Below are 21,056 nucleotides of genomic sequence, written 5' to 3' on the forward strand. Positions count from 1 at the left end.
AATCCGAAACCGCGCAAAAGCTCAGCAGGTCAGGCTCGGGCCGCATTCCATTTCAGGCACATGCGCCGTCATGATTCACAAAATCTTGCTCAACTCGCAACTTCGCCGCTGTTCAAAAACCGCTTATGCGATCTATCAGCCAGTACATTGACACTGAGCCGATCCCATACGCGGTCAAGACCGTGGCATGTTTGCCAACCGGAAGCGCGATCAGCCGCCAGGTTGCCATCAGAAGAGCCAAGGCAGCAATAAAACTCAGCTGCCCGGCTTCGACACCGAGGTTGAAGGCCAGCAATGCCGCGGGAATATCGTTAGGGGGCAACCCTATATCAGCCAATGCCCCTGCAAAACCTAGGCCGTGCAAAAGCCCGAACCCGAAGCAAACGATCCAGGGTTTCTGTTTTGAAAGCCGGAACCGTCTTTCGCCGCCTTTGACGATCTCCATCGCCAGAAAAACGATGGACAGTGCGATAACGGCCTCGACCGGTGGTCCGGGAACATTCAAAACGCCCATCGTTGCCAGCGCCAAGGTTATTGAATGCGCAAGTGTGAACGCTGTTACGGCTCCGACAAGTTTCCATGGATCGCGGACCAGAACAAACAGGGCAAAGACAAACAGAAGGTGATCCCAACCTTCCAGTATGTGTTCAAATCCCAACTGGGAATATGCGGCAAACACTGACCATGTCGACTGTTCAGAAGGTATGATTTGAACATTGATATCCGGTGTAAAACGAAGCGTAGTAGGTTGAGCATCCTGGGGATGCACACGCGCCAGCACGTCGTTTCTCTGAGTCTCAAGGCCCTCAATGGCAATGGGTTGGCCCGCGATACCCGCCTGGCATTCGACGACCCAGGACGAAACCCACCCTCGACCGTCGGAAATGGGATCCGGGCCACGCGCCGGAGTGCAGCCATCTGGCAGAATTGCGTCAATCGCCATCGGTTGGCCATTCACGTCGGGCTTTCGCCAATGAACGCTCCAGGTGTCAGAGGCAATTTGACGAATTTCCAGATATCCCGGATCAAGCGCGTGCGCAGCAGCGAAATTTGCAGGCCACACAAACAGCAGCGCAAACAGGAAGCAGATCAAGGTTCTCATTTGGCCGGGCCTGAAAGATCGGGGGCCACAATCTCGTATTTTTCGGCCAGAGACTGATATTGCGCTTGCGCCAAATCTTCACTCATCGCGCGGCGCCAGTCCCGCAGCACCGCGTCGTAAATTTCAGCAAGTGGCGGTGTTCGGCTGGGCTCGACAGCAACGACCTCGACAAGGTGAATACCGTAGCCTGACCGGATCGGACCCGTCCACTGACCTGTTTCGACCTCTGTGATGCTTTGCGAAAACCCTCCTCCAAAGACCGACTCGACAACCCGCGTCGCGGACAACGGCATTGACGCCGGCAGCAAGGTTGAACCGCCCAGATCGGGAATGTCCTGCTTGGCGCGCAGGCTGGCCAGGGCTTTCTCGATTTCGGCCTCTCCGGGCTCCTCTCCAAGAAAGACCTGATTAAAGGCCACCATGACAGGCGTTGCATAGCGTTCCGCGTTTTCCTGAAGAAAAACCTCCAGATCTTCGTCATTCGGAACGATGGAAGTGGCAATGGCTTCGGTCAGATAATCCATTTTTTGGCTCAGCCGGGTCCTTATCAAGGGATCTCCGCGATCCAGACCAAGTTGCCTTGCCTCCCTGACCAGAACCTCTTCACGAATGGATGCGTCGACCAAAGCCTTCAGTTCCGCATCGCTTGGAGGGCGTTTCCACTGCGCTTCGAAACGAGCGGACAAAAGCGCAACGTCATCCTCGTCGAGTGTTATTTTCTCAAAATCTTCAACGTTCTCGCTTTCCGGCGCTATAATATGGAACCAAACAAAAATTGCCGCCCCAATCAAAAAAAAATGGAGCAGAGGTTCTTTCAGTACTCGCATCAAGCCTCCTGCGTGAAACGTGGCCAGATTGTTTGTTCAAATGTTGGCGTCATCGGGTCGGGTTTTGCATGATGATGCCCTCCGCGTGTTACAGTAACGCGGAGGACGCACCGAGGTAAGGTCATTGACCCGGCTTGTGTTCCAATCGCAGAACGGATCACTCTGCCGGGGTGTACCAGATCGGGGACGAATAGGCGCGTTCCTGATGCGTAAGCACTGCATCCTCGGGCAATTCGATACCGTATCTCAATTTGTCGTACAGGATCCAACGCGGCGTTGGAATTTCGATGGCGCGGACGTAGTAAAACGCGCGCGCATTCGGATCGAAATCCGGGTCTGACCATACGGTGACAAGTTCGGCCGTTCCGATTGTGTTGGTCCAGCTGGCAGTCTCCACGTCCACCGTGTTTCCAACCGCAGGGACTTTGTAGTTTTGATCGACCTCGCGGTTATCCGACCATGCGACGTCGTAGACCTTTTCCTGCAAGGCACCTTCAGAATCGAGCCATCCCTTTATCACTTGAACACGGTCCAGATTGGCACCAACCGGGTCGCGCAGAGCGGCGATCAGGAAGCTTGGCGCAGCCTCACCCTCGCGCGGGCGCAGGTCCGAACCCATTGGCACGCCTTTGGTATAGCCAACATTGGCCAAGAAACGGGTTTCAACATCTGCTTCACTGAAATCCCATCCGCCAAAGAACCGCAGGCCGATCCTTGGCCCGGTCGTTGCATAGGTTTCGCGGCGCTTGAACGCGTCAAAGATCGCCGAGCGTGTATTCTCGGTAGCCCAGACGGCCGTGTATCCGGAGGCGACAAGCAGGTCGCCGGGAATTTCACCAAGGTCATTGGCTATGAACGGATGCTTGATACGCGAGGCTGAGGGTTCGACGCTGACGGATTTTCCAAAGAAGTTGTCTTCTTCGGCCGTGGCCAGAGAGGTATGGCTGTCCGTCGCACCCCCCATGCCGAATTTATAGGGATTCACGCCAAACTTTTCTTCCAGCATCAACCCGCGTTTCAATGCCTCTCGGGCGTACTCTCCGGCCAGCATGTCATCGGTTTTCAACTCGGTTATGTCCAGATTGCCGACGTCCCAGTTCTCGTAATCGGCAAACTCATCATCCGGGCTCAGGAAAGGATGCGCTTCACCGTCGCCCTTTATCTGGGTGACTTCGTAATGGGGTTCCCATTTTGCGCGGGCCGCGACATATTCCTCGTCAACCTTGCCGCCGTGATAGGTGTCTTCGGTTGGGAACATCCACCCATTCGACAGGTTCCCGTTATGGGCAAAGGCAACTGCACGCCCCCCCGTTTTTTCCTGATACTCTTCAAGCCAGGCATAAAGCGCCTTTGGATCCGTATCACCGTAGGGCGGTTGCGTGACCGGCGGCACCATTTGAAGCGCCCTGATTGGCCCATCGCGCAGCATGACATTGCGGTGCAAGTTGAACCCTTTCGGTACCGAGGTCCATTCAAAACCGATGAAAGCGGTAAAGGTGCCGGGGTCATTGTGCCGCTCTGCCGCCAGAACGATGCTTTCCCAGGTAAAGGCAAACGCATCGGCACCGGGGCTGTAGGATTCCAGCAGGATTTCCGGCAGTGTCATTTGCGAAAAATTGGTGATGATGTCGAAAGCCGCTTTACCGGCTTCTTCCCCGCCGGCCTTGTACCCCTCGTACCATTCCAGTCCTTTGGGATCAGAAAGAACGCCCGGTTTGCCAGCCTGCAAATCCGGCGCAAACCCCATCAGGTCCGTGTGATCCGTGAGAACCATCCAATCCAATGGTCGTGACAGTCTTACAGGCTGACCTGTTGAAGAAATGACCTGCTCACCCTTGGCGAAACGCCACGCCTCATCCGGCAGCAAGGTGTTCCCGAAAGCACCCGCATCCAGCGAAAGCCCGGTGTGAAGGTGAGTGTCCCCCCATAATGGGCGTTCAGGAAATGTGCGTTGGGCGTAAGGGGAATAGGGCTGATCAGAAAACAATCCCTCGGCAGCATCTTCGCTGGGTACGGCGTCGGCACCAACAACAGCAGGGACCAATACGAGTGAGATTACGCAAGCAGATTTCCGAAACAAAGTGACCTCCCAGTTCAGGAATACTTAGCTGTGAGGGCGAATTTCATCGCGCCATTTTTATATTCCCATTTTCTTATATCACATTCTATTGGCCAAAGGGTTTTTTTAATCTGAGAGCTGCAAACCCGCGCAATCAGGGAATTCGGCGAAAGCACTTAGGGTGATCGCTAATCGTGTTCACCTGACAAGACCCGTCGGATCATCTTATCTGATAGTAAAATGAAAGCTTCCGGCTGACGCCCCCAGGCGGACGCGGGAAAGGTGCGGCGGTTCGAACCTGTTCTTTGGCTGCGCGCTCTATTTCCGGCGAGCCAGAGCTTTCGACGACATCAACCCAAGCCAATGAACCATCCGGGTCAATCTGGAAAAACACCCGCGCATAGCCGCGACCGGCAACGTAAACGATTGGCGCCCTGTTCAGATGAACAAGAACCTGACCCGCATAGTTCGTGGTGTCCGAATTTCCCGGCCCCCGCCCGCCTGAACGGGTGCCGCCCCGGTTTTGTCGGAAGGCGTCGACACCCTCTCTTTGATACGTCGCCAGAGGTGATTCAATCGTCTGTTCCGGAAATCTCAAAGCGTCAAAGTTGCTTGACGGATCCAACGCACCCCGCAGGGTGGGTTGCGGGCGTCGGTCTGGAAGGCGAGGCCGCAATGACGTGGCTACGGCCTGTTCGGATCCGTCCACGCTTGCATCGGGAACGGTCAGTTCGGCGTCGTCATCCAGAGGTTCAGACGCTTCTTCTGGTATTACAGGTTCAAGTGGGGACGTGTTTTCCGGAACAATAGGAGCCACCTCGACCGGTAACGCGGCGATCTGTTGTTGTTCCTCGGACACCGGTTCTTCGGCAGAAGAAGGCTCAACCGGAGCAACCGCCTCTTCAATCGGCACCTCAGGTGTTTCGGCCAACGCTTCGGGCCTTGCCGACACAGCGCCTTCAGCTTCGGCGGCTTCGCCTTCGTCCTTCAGGTTCTGGTCTACAAGGTCCACGACAACCTCATCCGGCGCCCTCGGCTGGATAATCGTTGAATCCCCGGTATCGGGCGTGAACGTCTCTTGCGGATTCGGCGAGGCCACGCGGGCATCACTTGTCGGAACTTCTGCTTCCTGCGGCTGGGTTGGCGGTTCCACCGGAGGGGTTGGCGGTTCATCCGGCGCAGGCGGTACGGGTTCGATCGTGGTATCGGCCAACTCTTCGAACGCGTTGCTGAGTTCGATCGTGTCGGTACCGGGTTCCCCGGAAGCCGGATCTGACAAATCTGGTACCGTGACAATCAGGCCGATCAGATGCACCAGTACGGAAATCGAAATTGCAATGATTGCAACAAAAACGGACCGCCTGATCATTCGAGGGCCTGTTCGGTCACCAGAAAAACGGTTGGCGCACCCAACCGGCGCAAACTGCTGGTGATCTCCATCAATCGAGAGGCCGACGCATTCCTGTCTGGAACGATCCGCACGGGTCCCGATTCATGCGCGGCCATGAAAGCTTCTGCCTCGATCGGATTGCCGCGAAAACTCAATGTCCCGTCCCGATGAAGAACAAGCGCATCCGGCGGCTCGCGGCCGTCAAGATCCGCAGTATTCACTAGATCCAGATCGGGATCCAATGGCGGTGCAATCGTACCCGTAATCAGAAAAAAGATCAGGATCAGAAAGACGACGTTGATCAGCGGAATTGTGGAATCGCGATTTCGACCGGGTCGGATGTAACGGATCATTGCCTCACTCCAACACCCTGACTGTCAAACCTTCGCGCCCGCGCAAAGGGACAAGCAGGTCCACAAGACGTTGCGCGGTTGTCCCGGGATCAAGGCTTACCAGCACCTGACCGGCCTGGACCTGATCGAACAATTCCTCAAGCGACAGGGGTTCGCCGTTCAGGACAACACGTGTGGGGCCAAGTTGCACGAAAAGGCGCTCGGGCGGTGCAGCGTCGGCATTCCCGCCTGTGGCGGCGCTGCTCAACTCGATCTCGCTGAACCGCGAAAACGTTGAGGACAGCATGAAAAAGAGCAAAAGCAGAAAGATCACGTCGATAAGGGGTGTCATCGACATGCGCCGCCGCACAAAAGGCGCAGTGTTACGCATGTTCTGGGGCGACCGGGAGCTGTGCCGCCGCTTCCGTGCTTTGGATGGAATGACCGGGAACCAGAACCGTACGCAAAGCCTTGTCCGCAAAAACACGCTCGCGTGCGGTTCGGCTTTCAAGCCAGGACAAAACCATCGAAGTTGGCATCGCAACGGCCAGACCCACAGCCGTGGTGATCAGGGCCACCCAGATCCCGCCGGCCAAAAGTGACGGATCAACCGATGATCCAGCGGTTTGCAAGCTTTGGAAAGCACTGATCATACCCAGAACCGTACCAAAAAGACCCAGCAAAGGCGCCAACTGCGCCACGGTGTCCAGCAAACGAAAACCACGTTCCAGCCCGGCAAGCGCCAAACCCGCTTCGGCATCCAGCCGGTCATCGGCCCCCGGAACACCAGATGCGTTCATCGCCGCGCCTACAATAGGAGCAAGATAGCTGCTGCTGTCCGCCAGCCTTGCGCGCGCGGCACTGCGATCTCCTGCATCCCAGGCCGCCAGAGCTTCAGACAGCACCTTGTGCCGCCCGACACCGCAGGCTGCAAATTGCCAGAGTTTGTAGAGGGTGACCGCCAGCGTCAAAACCGACATGGCGATCAATATCGCCACCACCGGCCCGCCGAGGTCAAAAATCTCACGAAGTGCGGCTATAGGACTCATCCCAACAACTCCATTTCCACCCTGCTGCTCAGCGTGAGGGTGCTGTCGCATATGTCACTTTCGGTACCATCCACGACGCAGGAGTTCGCGCCGTTGATCAAGGCTTGTCCAACTGTGTCACATGTTCTGTTGGGAAGGTCGAACTGGCGCACCCGGGGCCGGTCGGCGGGCAGATCGCGAAAATCGAACAGAGAAAGGTTCAAAACACCGCCTTCGGTGTCGAAAATGACGGTTTCGAACACTGCACCGTCGATCGGCTGCCCGGTTTCATTCTTGACCAGAAACGTCAACCTGCACGCGCTGGCGACATCCTCGGCCGAGTTCAGCTCCACAAAGAGCCGTGCAGCGGAATCGGATTGTGCAGACGCTGTGGACAGCAAACAGCCAGAAAACATGGCCGCGACGATAATGCGACGAAACAGCATGAACAGACTCCGTGTTGCAGCGCTGGAATAATCGGGCAGCGACCGTCAGCTTGCCCATCTGCGTTTCTACCCGAGGGACATGTTACATTAAAGAGCCGCGAAGGGTGGTAAAGTAAAAGGGTCGTCAGCGCGTGTTGATATACGTACGTTCACGGCAAGACATACGGTGCGCAATCAGAATTTCAACTGCGCACAAAGCTGCTCCGCGCATCTGGACAACCAGCAAGTTGATGTCGGATCTAATTTGAAAAGTCGCACTTTTTCCAAACAGGTGCTTAAGCCGCAACAAAAAGCGTGAAACTGCGCTCGATCCAGTCTTCACAGAAAATCACTCAAAGCGGTTTTTGAACGTCGTTTTCACTTAATTCTTGCTAAAAGCGCGAAAAATAATGCATATTTGTCTACATTTTTAATGCATATGAATAATAATAACGTGTTTTTTTAAGAGGCAAGCGTCGAGCACAGCGCGGTTTCCGTGCTTTAAAGTCCATTGGGGGAAGGGGTTCGAGTTTGTCGTTGTTAAAGATTGTAATGGTTCTTTGCGTTGTCGTGGCTATACCGTCGCAGACCATCGCCAACATCGGAAAAATTATTAGCGTCAAACAAGGCGCCCAAGTTGTTCGCGCGGGAAAAGCACAACCCGTTTATTCAGGAATGGAGGTTGCGTCCGGCGACGCGCTCAGCACTGATCAGACAGGCGTAATCCAAATCGTTTTTGTGGATGACACCAAGATTGCCATTGGCCCCAACGCACGCATGGTTCTGGATGTGTCCATGTTGCGAAATAACCGCAAAGCCAAGAGCTTTGCCGTTCAGGCTTTGGGTGGCAGTTTTCGGTTTATTTCCGGAAAAAGCCGAAAGAGAGCCTACTCGATCAGGACACCGTCGGCGACAATGGCCGTGCGCGGCACCACCTTCGACATGTGGATCGTGTCGGAAAAACAAAGCGCGATGCTTGTCCTGCAAGGTACGGTCCGCATGTGCGGCAGTCAGGGCGCGTGCAGGTCTTCGGGGCGTCAATGCAGCATGTTCGCAACAAGCGGAGATGGAGGAGTAGGACGGCCTGCCGATCAGGCGCAATACGAACAAGCGCTGAAAAGCGGGTTTCCATTCGTTCAGTCCCAGGAAGGGCTGCTGCCCCCTTTGCAGGTACGCGTTGAAGGGTGCTCAGGTGATGGAGCGCCCATACGGCGCATCGAGACAGACCGGTCGGAAGCCCGTAGGGACCCTCCTCAGCAACGCGAAGCGCAGAATACGGTCACTGGCCCTTCGCCTTCCGCGAACAATGAACCGGCAAGAGAAGAACCGGACCATGCAGAACCCGAACGCGAAGAACCAGAGCAGGAAGAGCCCGACAGAGAAGAACCGGAGCAGGAAGAACCTGAACCGGAAGAACCTGAACATGAGGAACCCGAACGGGAAGAACCGGAACCTGAGGAGCCCGAACGGGACGAACCAGAGCGGGAAGAAACTGATCCGTAATTGCTCGGGAATTGCTGTTGAACACGCAGTTCCAGTTCCATTTGTCTGGAGGATGGTTTGAGCGACAAGCTGCGGAAATCCAGGAACGGGCGATGGGCCTTCCGCCTCGTGGGGCTGGGTCTGATCCTTTTGGGTTGCTTAATCCGGGCGTGGGATCCGTACCCGGTTCGAATGACGCGCCTGATCTATTTCGACGTTTTGCAAAGATTATCCCCGCGGGAGTTCAATCCCGAACTCCCCGTGCGCGTCGTGGATATCGATGAGGCCTCGCTTGCCAGCTTTGGACAATGGCCCTGGCCCCGCACTTTGGTTGCGCAGTTGGTTCAAAATCTGGGTGACTACGGCGCTGCGACGATTGCGTTCGACATGCTGTTTGCCGAACCTGACCGGTATTCGCCGTCTCGCCTTCTGAATGATCCATCGCTGGCGGGCGTACTGACTGTGGAACGCCATGCCGAAAAGCTGGACAACGATGTCGTCCTTGGGATGGAAATGGCTTACTGGCCCGTGGTGCTGGGCGTGGCCGCGCGATTGTCAGCCAAAGGTGAGCCCATTGCGGCCAAGGCCGGAATCATTGAATTCGGGGAAAGCCCCGCCGAGGGGCTGATCTCGGTTCCGCATTGGACGCCGATCGCGCCACCATTGGATCGGGCGGCGGCGGGTGTCGGCGGGGTCAATGTCTCGCCCATCGGAGGAACCGGCATCGTAAGACGGGCGCCGGTTCTCTGGAACGGTCCGGACGGTCCGCTGCCAAGCCTTGCCGTCGAAGCCCTCAGGGTCGCCCTGGGTGAGACCAGCATTTTCGTGGAAGGCGCGCCTGACGAGGCTGGCATCATGCTGGCCGTCGAAATCGCCGGATACCGTTTACCGACAACCGAGAATGGCGAGCTTTGGCTGAAGTACCGGCGGGACAGCCCCGACCTTTACATTTCAGCCAAGGATGTCCTGGAAGGTACTGAAGACCACGGGCTGCGATCCGAAATTGAAGGAAGAATAATCCTGATCGGAACCTCAGCTGCCGGTTTGTTCGATATTCACCAGACGGCGCTTGGCGAAAGCGTCCCCGGTGTTTCTATTCATGCCCAGATGATCGAACAGATTCTGACCGGTGATATGCTCAGCCGGTCTGATGTGACCGCGGCGCAGGAACTGCTTGCATTTGCGTTTCTGGGGCTTGTGGTGATTGCCGTCATGTCCAGCTTTGGTGCCATCGCATCCTTCATCGCCGGTGGCATAGCCGCCGCAGCCGTTCTTGCCATCAGCTGGCTGGTTTTTCAAAACCAATCCATCCTGTTCGATGCCACCTTCCCCCTGATTGGAGGCATCGCAAATTTTGGTCTGCTGGCGGGGTATCTTTTTGTTTCGACCGAGCGTGAAAAGCGCCAGATTCGAAAAGTCTTTTCGCATTACGTGGCCCCGGAAATCCTTGATGAAATGGAGAATTCGGGCCACCAGCTGCAATTGGGCGGAGAAAGTCAGGCAATCACCGTGATGTTTTCGGATATCCGGGGATTTACCGCTCTGTCCGAGTCCGCGTCGGCAACGGAACTTGTATCCTTGCTGAACGCGCTGTTTTCCAAGCTTGGAGATCAGATCCTGCATGAGCGTGGTACGATCGACAAGTTCATCGGTGACGCCATCATGGCCTTCTGGAACGCGCCTTTACCTGTTGCGGACCATCCATGCCGCGCAGGGCTTGCCGCGCTCAGGATGCGGCGTGCCCTGGCACAGTTCAATGCATCCGAGATCATGCGGAACCGAAAGCCGATAGCGCTGGCAACCGGAATCGCCACGGGGCAGGCCTGCGTCGGCAACATCGGATCGCAAAAACGGTTCAACTATACGGTTATCGGAGACGTCGTGAATGTTTCGGCACGGATCGAACAATGCTGTCGAACGGTCGAGTATGACATAGTCGTCTCAGACGCGGTGTATCAAGCCGGGCGAGATGACCTGGCATTTTTGCAGGCAGGCCATGTTGACTTGAAAGGCAAAGCCAACCCAGAGCCCGTTTTTGTTCTGGTTGGAGATTCCGCTTTGCGGAAGACCGACGCGTTCCAGGAACTCTTTGCCCGGCACAATAAGTTGATCGCAGCATTGAGAACCCGAAAGCCTCAGGGCGACATCCTGCGCATGTGTCATCATTGCGAAGAACTTGCCGCAGATATCGAACCCGGATTGCGCCAGTTCTATCGCGCTTTGGCAGGTCGAGCGGCCGATTTCCGCGCGGTCTCATCATCTGGGCCTGTCATGTTCACCCGAAACACCAGAATAGCCGGTGGTGTTTAGGCGGCGCTGCATGGAAAAGTCGGCTGACTTCGGCCCCCAAAGCCCTGCGTCAGTGAGTGTCACGTGAGACGCGCACCCTGTGCGTCGAAGCGATAGACCCTGCCTGGGGAATATCCAAATCGGATGCTCTGACCGGCTTCAACCTGATGCTGCCCGAACAGGCGCGCGGTGATCTGGTGATCCTGCATCATGGCAATCACGTTGGTGTCACCGCCCAAATGCTCGACATGGGTGACGTTTGCGACCACCGGACCGTCGTCAGACAAAAACAGGTCTTCCGGCCGGATCCCCGTTGTAATGTCTGCGCTTTCGCCGATCATGCTGGCAGGAAAGAAATTCATCGACGGCGCCCCAAGAAAACCGGCCACGAACTGGTTGGCAGGATTGTTGTAAAGCTCCATCGGGCTGCCGACCTGTTCCACACGCCCGTCGCGCAGAACGACGATTTTATCGGCAAGAGTCATTGCCTCGGTCTGGTCATGGGTCACGTAGATCATCGAAGCGTCAAGCTGCCGGTGCAGGTTCGCAATTTCCAACCGTGTATTCATACGCAGAGCCGCATCGAGATTGGACAGCGGCTCGTCGAACAGGAACAGCTTTGGTTCCCGGACGATGGCACGACCGATGGCGACGCGCTGGCGCTGACCACCGGACAGTTCGGAAGGATACCGGTCAAGGTAAGGTTCAAGGTTCAGCATCTTGCCTGCCCTTTCGACACGCTCGTCGATGACCTGCCTGCTCTGGCCCTCCTGTTTCAGCGCCAATGACATGTTCTTGCGCACGTTCAAGTGGGGATAGAGAGCGTAACTCTGGAACACCATCGCGATACCGCGTTTCGAAGGCGGGGTGAGATTCATGAGCTCTCCGCCGATGCGCACTTCGCCCGAAGTCACATCCTCGAGCCCCGCGATGACACGCAGAAGGGTGGATTTGCCACAGCCCGAGGGGCCGACGAAGACGACGAATTCGCCCTCGTCAACGTCGATGTTGATATCCTTGAGGACCTCGACGGTGCCGAAGGATTTGTTCACGTTTTGCAGCGTCAGGGCGGTCATGTGCGTGCCTCTTTCAGCGAAATGGGTTGGCCGGTACGGATGCTTTCATCAGCGGCCAGGCAGATGGCCAGCGATTGCACGGCATCGTTCATGTGGCGGGTCAGATCGATATCTTCGGCGATGGCGCGCAGCATATAGGCTTGCTCGGCATCGCAGAGTTGCTGATGGCCGGGCTCATCCGGCATCTCTATTATCCGGTCGCCGTCAGGGCGGTGGACCAGAAGGCCGCCAACCTTGGTGTGGCCGTCGATATCCGCGGATGCGCCCTTGTTGCCATCCGTGATTGAAACCGATCCGTTGGGGGACACGATATCTTTCACGAAAAAGGCGGTCTCGGACATCATCGGGCCCCAGCCAGCCTCGTACCAGCCGACCGAGCCGTCTTCGAAAATCACCTGAAACTGGCCGTAATTGTACATGTCTTCGGCAATCTCATCACTCAGGCGCAGGCCCATGCCATGCACGCGGACGGGATCGGAATCGGTGATCTGGCACATCACATCGACGTAATGCACGCCGCAATCGACGATAGGCGATGTCGTCTGCATCAAGGCCTTGTGGGTTTCCCATTCGGCCCCGCTGCTTTGCTGGTTCAGGTTCAGACGGAAGACATACGGCCCGCCGAGATCGCGCGCCTCCGAGATCAGTCGCATCCATGACGGGTGGTGCCGCAGAATATATCCGATCACCAGTTTCCGGCCGGTTTCCACTGCTTTTGCGACCACGTGTCTGGCGTCCGCAACCGTCGTGGCCAGTGGCTTTTCAACAAAGACATGCGCACCTGCTTCCATTGCGGCGCAGGCGAAGTCTGCGTGGCTGTCGGAATAGGTTGCGACGACGACCAAATCGGGGTTTGTCTCGGCCAGTGCCGCCTGAAAATCCGAAAAGGCCGGATAGCCTGATAGGTCGTGATGGTCTACTTGACCTGTGCGGTTGACCAGCCCCACGATCCGTGCGTCGGGGTGGCGATGATGGGCCAAGGCATGGCTCAGGCCCATGTTGCCAAGACCAGCGATCAGTACCCGGGTCATTTGACAGCCCCTGAGGTGATACCGCGGATCAGCTGGCGCGAGAAGATGACGTAGAGCACCAGAACCGGCAGGATCGCCATGCTGAGCGCGGACAGAACCGCGTTCCAGTCGGTCACAAACTGGCCGATGAAGACCTGGCTGCCCAACGTCAGGGTTTTGGTCTCTTCAGCGGGTGCCAGGATCAAGGGGAACCAGAGATCGTTCCAGATCGGGATCATATTGAACACGGCGACGGTTGCCATGGCAGGCCGGACCAGAGGCAGCACCAACCGGAAAAAGATCGTGTATTCCGAAAGCCCATCGATGCGCCCCGCATTCTTCAGGTCATCACTGACTTGGCGCATGAACTCGGACAGGATGAACACCGCCAGCGGCAAACCCTGTGCCGTGTAGACGAAGATCAGGGCCCAGAGCGTGTTCACAAGCCCTGTGGCGACCATCATCTCCAGGATCGCCACGGTGCCGATGCGGATCGGAATCATGATCCCAAGCGCCAGATAAAGCCCCATCAACATGTTGCCCTTGAACCGGTATTCGCTGAGGGCAAAGGCGGCCATGGCGCCGAACAGAAGGATAAAGGCCAGTGAAACCACGGTGACGATCAGCGAGTTCTGAAAGTAGAGAAAGAAATCCCCCTGCTTCATCACCGTCTGGTAGCCGATCAAGGAAAAGCTTTCGGCATCAGGCAAGGCAAGCGGCTCGCGAAAGATGGCACGGCGCGTTTTGAAGCTGTTGATGATGATCACGAAAACCGGAAACAGGGCGATCAGAGTGTAAAGGATCAGCGCACCATGCATTGCGACGGTGTTCAGTGGATTCGAGCGTGCCTTGTTCATTGCAGAGCCCTCACAGCTGATACCGGCGCATCCGGGTCTGGATGCCGAAAAGGTAAATGCAAACACCCACAAGGATGATGGCGAACATGGCGCCGGCAATGGCGGATCCCATATACGGATCACCCAGTTGCAGCTGGAAGCCAAAGAACGTGCGGTACATGAAAGTGCCCAGGATGTCGGTCGAAAAATCCGGCCCCGCCAGCGCGCCCTGAGAGACATAGATCAGGTCAAACGCGTTGAAATTGCCCACGAATGTGAGGATCGAGATGATCCCGATCGAGGGCAGGATCAGCGGCAGTTTTATTTTCCAGAAAGCCGAAGCTCCGGTGATCCCGTCGATCTCTCCGGCTTCAAGAATTTCTTCGGGGATCGACAGAAGGGCCGCATAGATCAGCATCATCGGGATGCCGACAAATTGCCAGACCGAGACAAGCGCCAGAGTTGTCAGCGCGTATTCTTCCTTGCCCAGCCAAGGCGCGAACAGGGATTTCAAGCCAACCGCGTCCAACATCGAGGGCGCAATCCCCCAAAGCGGAGACAGGATCAGTTTCCAGGCAAAACCCACGATCACGAAGCTCAGGATCGTCGGAATGAAAATGGCCGACCGGTAGAGTGCGGCAAAGCGCAGCCTCGGGTGTGACAGGATCGCGGCCAAAGCGATGCCGATGGGGTTCTGCACCAGCATGTGGATCAGGAAGAACCAGAAGTTGTTGCCCAGCGCATTCCAGAATTGCTCGGACCAGAGCGGATCAAGGAACAAGGTTCGGAAATTCTCCAACCCCACATACACACGCGCCTGATCGACTTCGGTAAACAGCGCAAGGCGGAGCGTGTTGAACAAGGGCAGGATCATCACCGCCGTGTAAACCAGCACCGCAGGTGCAAGAAAAACGGCGATGTGCCAGCGTATGCGGCGGGTCTGCATGGGGATCTCCGGGGAAAAGGTGCCGGACGCGACGGGCCGCGTCCGGTGAAGGTGGTTCAGGTCTTACTGATGCGGTGCGTACCAGCTGGCCAGCCCGTCTTGCAGTTTCTTGCCCAAAGCCTCGGGGCTTTCGGTGCCCTTGATGGCTGCAACGGATGCACCCCAGGTCTCGTTTTCGAGGTTGGGCGTGCCGCGTGACAGGATCTGGTAGGTCGAACGGATGGTGCTCTCGCACTCATCCCGCCATCCGACGATTTCCTTGGCAAGGGGATCTTCCAGTTCAACCGGAGTATTGGACAAAGGGAAGAAACCGGGAACCGCATTGCCGAAAATGCTGGCGAATTCCGGGCTTGCGACCCAAGCCAGGAACGTGCGGGCAGCCTCCTGGTTTTCACTGGCAGCGTTCAGACCGATGCCGATATCTGTATGGTCCGAGATATAGCAGGTGTCACTGGCATTTTGGACCGGCGGCTTGAAGGCGCCCATCTCAAAATCTGCCTGCGTGTTGAAACCTGCAATCTCCCAGCTGCCCGCCGGGTAAATTGCAGCGCGGCCCAAAGTGAACAGGTTCTGGCTGTCGGGATAGGTCTGCGCCTCATATCCGTCACCCAGATAATCGGCCCATTTCGCCAAAGTGGCAAAGGGCGCGACCCACTGAGGGTCGGTCAGTTTCTGCTCGCCCCGGATCAACGCCAGACGGCCTTCTTCACCCTTCCAGTAGTTCGGGCCGATATTGTTATAGCCCATCGTTGCGGCTTCCCACTGGTCATTGGTGCCCATTGCCATCGGAATATAGGTGCCGTCTTCCTTGATCTTGTCCAACACTTCAAAGAATTCTGCCTCGGTGGTCGGAACCTCCAGACCCAGTTCGTTGAACGCATCCTTGTTGTAGATGAAACCGTGGATCACCGATGCCATCGGAACACAAAAACTGGCCGACCCATCGTCAGTCTGCCACGCCGATTTGGCTACGTCCGAGAAATTGTCCATCGCATCCAGATCGGACAGGTCGGTCAGATGGCCCGCTTCGTACAGCGCCAGAGAAGCATCGAACGGGCGGCAGGTGATCAGATCACCGGCGGATCCGGCTTCCAGTTTCGAGTTCAGAACCGCGTTGTACTCCGCCGGGGCCGAAGGCGAGAAAACAACTTTGATACCTGGATTGGCCGCCTCGAATGCAGGGATGATCTTTTCCTGCCAGAGAGCGAGATCATCGTTGCGCCAGCTTTCGATCGTCAGCGTGGCGTCTTGCGCATAGGCGCTTGTGACCAGCGCCGTGCTCATCAGAGCCAGGCTCAGAACTTTGCGTTTCATTTGGTTTCTCCCAGGTTGCTATGTTCGTTATCTTCATTCAGCCGGTTCATCGCATGACGCAGACGGCCATTCGTTTCAGCCAGTCGCTTTTGTGCATCCTCTGCCGATACGGCACCTGCGGCGACAAGTGCCGCGCATTTCAGGTTCCCATCCGCGGCCCTCAGAGCATCATCAGCACGTTCAGGTGATACGCCGGTAAGGTGGCACACGATTCCGTTGGCGCGTGCGCGCAGTTTGTCATTGTCCGCCCGCAGATTGATCATCATGCCATCCTGAATATGCCCAAGCTCGATGGCCATCAGCGTCGACAACGTGTTGAGGGCTATTTTCTGCGCAGTGCCGGCCCCCATCCGAGTTGAGCCCGAAATCAATTCCGGAGGGGTCGCAAGCAGAACGGCATGGTCCGCCAGTTGCAACAATTGCGAATCCGCGTTGTTTGCAATCCCGATCACGGGCGTCCCCCTGTCGCGTGCCAGTTTTGCGGCGGCGACGGTATAAGGCGTGGTGCCGCTGGCCGAGACTGCGATGAGCGTATCGTTTGCAACCATATCCGACACCTCTTGCGCCAGCCCATCAACAGCGTCCTCTACATCCCCTGGCATGTCCGCCGTGGTCGGCATTCCACCCGCCATATGAATGCGGATCTGCTGCGACGGGATGGAAAAGGTTCCGCCAAGCTCCAGCGCGTCCGAGGCCGCCATGAGGCCGGAAGACCCCGCCGCAAGATACCGAAGCTTGCCGCCCGACCGGATCGTCTGGGCCATGGCGGTCGCCCCGCTACAAATTGGACCAAGCGCATCAAGCACTGCCGTTGCCGCTGACACCTGCGACCGCGCCAGCAGGCCGGCCACTTCGGCCAGCGGACGGGTATCAAGCCCATGCGCATCCTGATGCAATTGCTCTGTTGCAGGCGTAATCAAGTGATTCTCCCCCAAGAACTCTCGATATCATACCTTTTAAATACCATTAGTCTACCATTTATTTTTTTCTATATTTTTGGCCAAAATAGTATGAAATTCGCCGCTTTGGTCACAATTAGGACTTCAAAACACGCAAAAGGTATTATAAAGGTCTGTATATGGTAAAGTCATCAAAACCCATGCTCCTGGCCGCCGACGGGGGCGGAACGCGCTGCCGCGTCGCCGCTTTTGTTGATGGCAAAGCACACAGGGTCGAAGTCGGCGCGGCAAACGTGTCCACGGATTTCGAGGCCGCCTGCATCGAGCTGCGGCGCGGCCTGGAAGCTCTGGCCGTTCAGACGGGCCGTTCGCCCGAGGAACTTGCGCAAGCGCCCGCCTATCTGGGCCTGGCCGGGATAACAGATGACGCGATTGCCCGGAAACTTGCGACGGCATTGCCATTTCGGCACGTCCGGATCGAAGATGATCGCGCAGCAGCTTTGCGTGGCGCATTGGGGGCGATGGACGGGTTTGTTGCACATTGCGGTACCGGTTCTTTTGTCGCCATGCAAAGGGGTGGCACGATGAAGTTTGCCGGCGGGTGGGGCCCAGTTCTGGGCGATCAGGCTTCGGCGCAATGGGTTGGCAAACGGGCGCTGGCCAAGACGCTGGAGCACACGGACGGCACGACCGGCCCTTCGGCATTGGCGCAGGATCTGCTGTCTCGATTTGGCGATGCCGCAGGAATTGTACGGGCCGCCGCTGACATGACGCCATCTGACTTTGGTGCCCTCGCCCCGCTTGTGACCGAGCTTTCCAATCGCGGGGACGATTTGGCCAGATCCATCCTGCGGGACGGTGCGGGCTATCTGATCGAGGTAATGAAGAAAATGGGCTGGAACGTTGGCCTGCCCGTTTGTCTGACCGGCGGAATCGGCCCCCTTTACGCGCCGTACCTGCCTGCGGACATGCAATCTGCTCTGGTCCAGCCCGCGGGCGATCCACTGTCCGGCGCACTTGCATTGGCACAGGCGTATCTGGAGGAAATCGAACATGAACATAGCTGATTTCCTGCGGCCCGAAGGATGGTTGGGGCACAGCTCGGGCCCGCGCTATGTACAGCTCCGTCAACGCCTTGAACAAGGGATCAAGGATGGCATCCTGCCTCCCAACAGTTCGCTGCCCCCAGAAAGAGAAATCGCCGAGATCACCGACCTGTCCCGTGTGACCGTGCGCAAGGCCATTCATGAACTGGTGCGCAAAGGTGCAATCGAACAACGTCAGGGGTCTGGGTCCTTTGTTCGCGAACCCGTAGCGAAGGTTGAACAATCGCTGTCCCATCTGACATCGTTCACCGAAGACATGGAGCGGCGCGGGCTCAAGACGACCTCGACATGGCTGGAGCGTGGGATTTTCCTGCCATCCCCGGAAGAAATGATGGCATTGGGCTTGTCGGCAAATGAACAGGTCGCGCGTATCTACCGCCTGCGAGAGGCAGGAGGACGCCCGATGGCGTTGGAAAAAGCGGCCCTTCCGCTCGATATCCTGCCGAACCCCACCGAAGTGACGGGGTCGCTTTACTCTGTTCTTGAACAATCTGGTCTGCGACCGGTGCGCGCGATCCAGAAAATCTCGGCCATCAACCTCGAACCGCCCGAGGCAGAGCTTCTGGATGTTGCGGAAGGTACGGCCGGGCTTCGGATTCAACGCACTTCATATCTGCAAAGCGGGCGGGTCGCTGAATTGACCCGCTCGATCTACCGCGGTGACGCCTATGACTTTGTGGCCGAGCTGCGCCTGTCAAATTGAAAGCCTGGGAAAATGCCTGACACAACCACTCAGATGCGGCGCGAGATCGATGAGATTCCCGACGCCGTAGACCGCCTTCTGACCGAAGGTGCAGATTTGATCGCGCAAACCGCCGACGAGATCCGGGCCCGCGACCCGCGGTTCCTGATCTCGGTGGCGCGCGGATCCTCGGATCATGCGTGCAGTTTTCTGAAATACACCTCGGAACTGTTGCTTGGTTTGCCGATGGCTTCGGTCGGACCGTCGGTGAAATCCATCTACGGGGTCGACATGCGTTGCGAGGATGCAATCTGCATCTCTGTCTCACAATCCGGTCAGAGCCCGGATATCGTGCAGCTCACGCAGTCGCTCACATCCGGCGGGGCTTACTCGGTCGCGATCACGAACAACCCTGCCTCTACCCTGGCCGAGGCGGCTGCGGCAACACTGCCCATTCACGCGGGCCCCGAACTGAGCGTAGCGGCGACAAAGACATTCGTGACGTCGCTGGTCGCCGGGCTGTGGCTGATTGCGCAGGTGAAGCGCGATGATCACCTGTTGCGCGCAATCCATGGGCTGCCGGAAAGTTTGTCGACCGCAATCGCCTGCGACTGGAGCGCCGTGGCGGACGCGGTGGATGGGCGTTCTTTGTTTACCTTGGGCCGGGGCCTGACTTTGGCAATCTCCAACGAAGCCGCGTTGAAATTCAAGGAAACCTGCCAGATCCACGCAGAAAGCTATTCGGCGGCCGAGGTTCTGCACGGCCCGGTTTCCATCGTGGATCAGGGCTTTCCCGTGCTTGCCCTGTCGTCCGGGGATGCAGCAGAAGACAATCTGGCCGAAGTTGCGGACGCACTGGCGTCCAAAGGCGCTGTGGTTTTCGCCACAACCGGCCGCGTGAAACACGCCACGGAACTGCCCCATGTTCGGACGTCGCATTGGATGACGGACCCGATACCGACAATCGCTGCGTTTTACGGAATGGTGGAGAAGGTGGCCACACAACGCGGGATCGACCCGGACACACCACGCCATCTGAAAAAAGTGACGGAAACGGTATGACCAGCTCTACTGTTACCTTTACGGGCGGCCCAATCTTCGATGGCACTGAATTGCGTGAAGGATACGCCGCACGGTTCAGAAACGGTGTGCTGGATGCGTTGCTGCCTGCGGCCCAGATCGCGCAGGACGACCAGATCGAGGATCTGCATGGCGACATCCTCAGCCCCGGCTATGCGGACTTGCAGGTCAACGGCGGCGGGGGCGTGATGTTCAACGACGATCCATCGGTTCACACGCTGACCCAAATCGCCAGCGCTCATCGCGCGCTGGGTGCCACTCGCATCCTGCCAACCCTGATCACGGACACGGCCGAGAAAACCCGGGCCGCGATTGATGCCGCCATCAAGGCCGTTCAGACGGGTGTTCCCGGTATTGCGGGCCTGCATCTGGAAGGTCCGCACCTGTCTGTGCGACGCAAGGGCGCACATGATGCCGCCCTGATCCGCCCGATGCAGCAAACCGATCTGGAAATTCTGATCGACGCTGCAAAACTCCTGCCTGCATTGATGGTCACGCTGGCACCTGAAAGCACAACCCCGCAACGGGTTGAAGAGTTGAAACGCGCGGGGGTCATCGTTTCTCTGGGGCATACGGACGCGCCTTTTGAAACCTGCCAGGCGTTTTCAAGGGCCGGGGCGCAGTGCGCAACGCATCTGTTCAATGCAATGAGCCAGCTCGGCAGTCGTGAACCGGGACTGGTCGGCGCGGCGCTATCCTGCGGATCGCTATCGGCGGGCTTGATCGCGGATGGCATCCACGTTCATCCCGATACGATGCGGATTGCCTGGGCCGCCAAACGCGGACCAGGGCGGATTTTCCTTGTCAGCGATGCGATGGCGGTCGCCGGAACGTCACTGACCGAGTTTCAGTTGGAAGGACGCCGCATCCGGCGGGAAAACGGCAGGCTGACTTTGGAGGACGGCACTCTGGCCGGGGCAGACTTGTGCCTGACAAAAGCGGTGCGGGTTCTGACGGGACAAGCAGAGATCCCCGTTCAGGATGCACTCGCCGCAGCGACAAGCGTTCCGCTTGGGGTGATTTCCGGTAAAAGCACAGGACTGAAACCTGACCTGTCGCAGATGATACGGATTGCCCCGGATCTGTCCGGGGTCAGACCGGTGCAACCCTGACCCAATCCTTGTTGGTCCGACCGGCTGCGCAGCGCACGCATGATGCCAATGCTGCGCGCGC

The 21,056-nt window shown here is 57.4% G+C and carries 20 protein-coding genes; 6 read left to right on the forward strand and 14 right to left on the reverse strand.

Going from position 1 to position 21,056, the window contains the following annotated elements; genetic code table 11:
* Positions 1–112: 112 nt before the first annotated feature.
* From GOW04_RS16230 to GOW04_RS16265, 8 genes are all read right to left on the reverse strand, one after another.
* Positions 113–1,102 carry a HupE/UreJ family protein gene (locus tag GOW04_RS16230; RefSeq protein WP_171233252.1) on the reverse strand — a complete coding sequence of 330 codons (990 nt, stop codon included), beginning with the start codon at positions 1,100–1,102 and terminating at the stop codon, positions 113–115.
* A complete protein-coding gene (locus tag GOW04_RS16235; RefSeq protein ID WP_217356944.1) occupies positions 1,099–1,929 on the reverse strand; it encodes a peptidyl-prolyl cis-trans isomerase in 831 nt (276 codons plus the stop codon). Before GOW04_RS16235 ends, GOW04_RS16230 begins: the two co-directional genes overlap by 4 nt.
* 157 nt (positions 1,930–2,086) lie before the next feature.
* Entirely contained in the window at positions 2,087–3,973 is a 1,887-nt protein-coding gene (locus GOW04_RS16240) for a DUF3604 domain-containing protein (protein ID WP_254430182.1), read from the reverse strand.
* 235 nt (positions 3,974–4,208) lie between these two features.
* A complete protein-coding gene (locus GOW04_RS16245; protein ID WP_171233255.1) occupies positions 4,209–5,357 on the reverse strand; it encodes an energy transducer TonB in 1,149 nt (382 codons plus the stop codon).
* Positions 5,354–5,731, reverse strand: a complete 378-nt coding sequence (locus GOW04_RS16250) for a biopolymer transporter ExbD (RefSeq protein ID WP_171233256.1) — start codon at positions 5,729–5,731, stop codon at positions 5,354–5,356. The genes GOW04_RS16245 and GOW04_RS16250 overlap by 4 nt, the downstream gene beginning before the upstream one ends.
* Before the next feature lie 4 nt (positions 5,732–5,735).
* Positions 5,736–6,062, reverse strand: a complete 327-nt coding sequence (locus tag GOW04_RS16255) for a biopolymer transporter ExbD (RefSeq protein WP_171233354.1) — start codon at positions 6,060–6,062, stop codon at positions 5,736–5,738.
* A gap of 31 nt (positions 6,063–6,093) precedes the next feature.
* Entirely contained in the window at positions 6,094–6,759 is a 666-nt protein-coding gene (locus tag GOW04_RS16260) for a MotA/TolQ/ExbB proton channel family protein (RefSeq protein ID WP_171233257.1), read from the reverse strand.
* Entirely contained in the window at positions 6,756–7,184 is a 429-nt protein-coding gene (locus GOW04_RS16265; RefSeq protein ID WP_171233258.1) for a hypothetical protein, read from the reverse strand. The genes GOW04_RS16260 and GOW04_RS16265 overlap by 4 nt, the downstream gene beginning before the upstream one ends.
* 654 nt (positions 7,185–7,838) lie before the next feature.
* Here GOW04_RS16265 and GOW04_RS16270 point away from each other — a divergent pair.
* Both GOW04_RS16270 and GOW04_RS16275 read left to right on the forward strand, forming a co-directional pair.
* Complete coding sequence (locus tag GOW04_RS16270; protein WP_253282476.1) at positions 7,839–8,666, forward strand: FecR domain-containing protein; 828 nt, start codon at positions 7,839–7,841, stop codon at positions 8,664–8,666.
* Between the two features lie 57 nt (positions 8,667–8,723).
* Positions 8,724–10,955, forward strand: a complete 2,232-nt coding sequence (locus GOW04_RS16275) for a CHASE2 domain-containing protein (protein ID WP_254430183.1) — start codon at positions 8,724–8,726, stop codon at positions 10,953–10,955.
* A 59-nt stretch (positions 10,956–11,014) separates the two neighbouring features.
* On the opposite strand, the gene GOW04_RS16280 is transcribed toward GOW04_RS16275, so the two are convergent.
* The 6 genes from GOW04_RS16280 to GOW04_RS16305 all read right to left on the reverse strand — a co-directional run bounded on the left by GOW04_RS16280 (position 11,015) and on the right by GOW04_RS16305 (position 17,036).
* Positions 11,015–12,010, reverse strand: coding sequence for an ABC transporter ATP-binding protein (locus tag GOW04_RS16280; protein WP_171233259.1), 996 nt, complete (start codon positions 12,008–12,010; stop codon positions 11,015–11,017).
* A complete protein-coding gene (locus GOW04_RS16285) occupies positions 12,007–13,041 on the reverse strand; it encodes a Gfo/Idh/MocA family protein (RefSeq protein WP_171233260.1) in 1,035 nt (344 codons plus the stop codon). Before GOW04_RS16285 ends, GOW04_RS16280 begins: the two co-directional genes overlap by 4 nt.
* A complete protein-coding gene (locus tag GOW04_RS16290) occupies positions 13,038–13,877 on the reverse strand; it encodes a carbohydrate ABC transporter permease (protein WP_171118042.1) in 840 nt (279 codons plus the stop codon). Before GOW04_RS16290 ends, GOW04_RS16285 begins: the two co-directional genes overlap by 4 nt.
* 10 nt (positions 13,878–13,887) lie before the next feature.
* Complete coding sequence (locus GOW04_RS16295; RefSeq protein WP_171118044.1) at positions 13,888–14,802, reverse strand: carbohydrate ABC transporter permease; 915 nt, start codon at positions 14,800–14,802, stop codon at positions 13,888–13,890.
* Positions 14,803–14,865: 63 nt separating this feature from the next.
* Entirely contained in the window at positions 14,866–16,116 is a 1,251-nt protein-coding gene (locus tag GOW04_RS16300; protein WP_171169951.1) for an ABC transporter substrate-binding protein, read from the reverse strand.
* The gene (locus tag GOW04_RS16305; RefSeq protein WP_171233261.1) at positions 16,113–17,036 is read right to left on the reverse strand and encodes an N-acetylmuramic acid 6-phosphate etherase; all 924 of its coding nucleotides are present in this window, start codon (positions 17,034–17,036) and stop codon (positions 16,113–16,115) included. The genes GOW04_RS16300 and GOW04_RS16305 overlap by 4 nt, the downstream gene beginning before the upstream one ends.
* Positions 17,037–17,194: 158 nt before the next feature.
* Between GOW04_RS16305 and GOW04_RS16310 the strand changes: the two genes are divergently transcribed.
* The 4 genes from GOW04_RS16310 to nagA are packed head-to-tail and all read left to right on the forward strand — an operon-like array spanning position 17,195 to position 20,995.
* Complete coding sequence (locus tag GOW04_RS16310) at positions 17,195–18,082, forward strand: BadF/BadG/BcrA/BcrD ATPase family protein (protein WP_171233262.1); 888 nt, start codon at positions 17,195–17,197, stop codon at positions 18,080–18,082.
* Entirely contained in the window at positions 18,069–18,824 is a 756-nt protein-coding gene (locus GOW04_RS16315) for a GntR family transcriptional regulator (protein WP_171169957.1), read from the forward strand. Before GOW04_RS16310 ends, GOW04_RS16315 begins: the two co-directional genes overlap by 14 nt.
* A gap of 12 nt (positions 18,825–18,836) precedes the next feature.
* Positions 18,837–19,865 (forward strand): SIS domain-containing protein, encoded by a 1,029-nt coding sequence (locus GOW04_RS16320; RefSeq protein ID WP_171233263.1) that lies wholly within the window; start codon positions 18,837–18,839, stop codon positions 19,863–19,865.
* Positions 19,862–20,995 (forward strand): N-acetylglucosamine-6-phosphate deacetylase, encoded by a 1,134-nt coding sequence (nagA, locus tag GOW04_RS16325; protein ID WP_171233264.1) that lies wholly within the window; start codon positions 19,862–19,864, stop codon positions 20,993–20,995. The genes GOW04_RS16320 and nagA overlap by 4 nt, the downstream gene beginning before the upstream one ends.
* The last annotated feature ends 61 nt before the right edge of the window (positions 20,996–21,056 follow it).

Source organism: Ruegeria sp. HKCCA4812 (assembly GCF_013034245.1).
Lineage (GTDB): Bacteria > Pseudomonadota > Alphaproteobacteria > Rhodobacterales > Rhodobacteraceae > Ruegeria.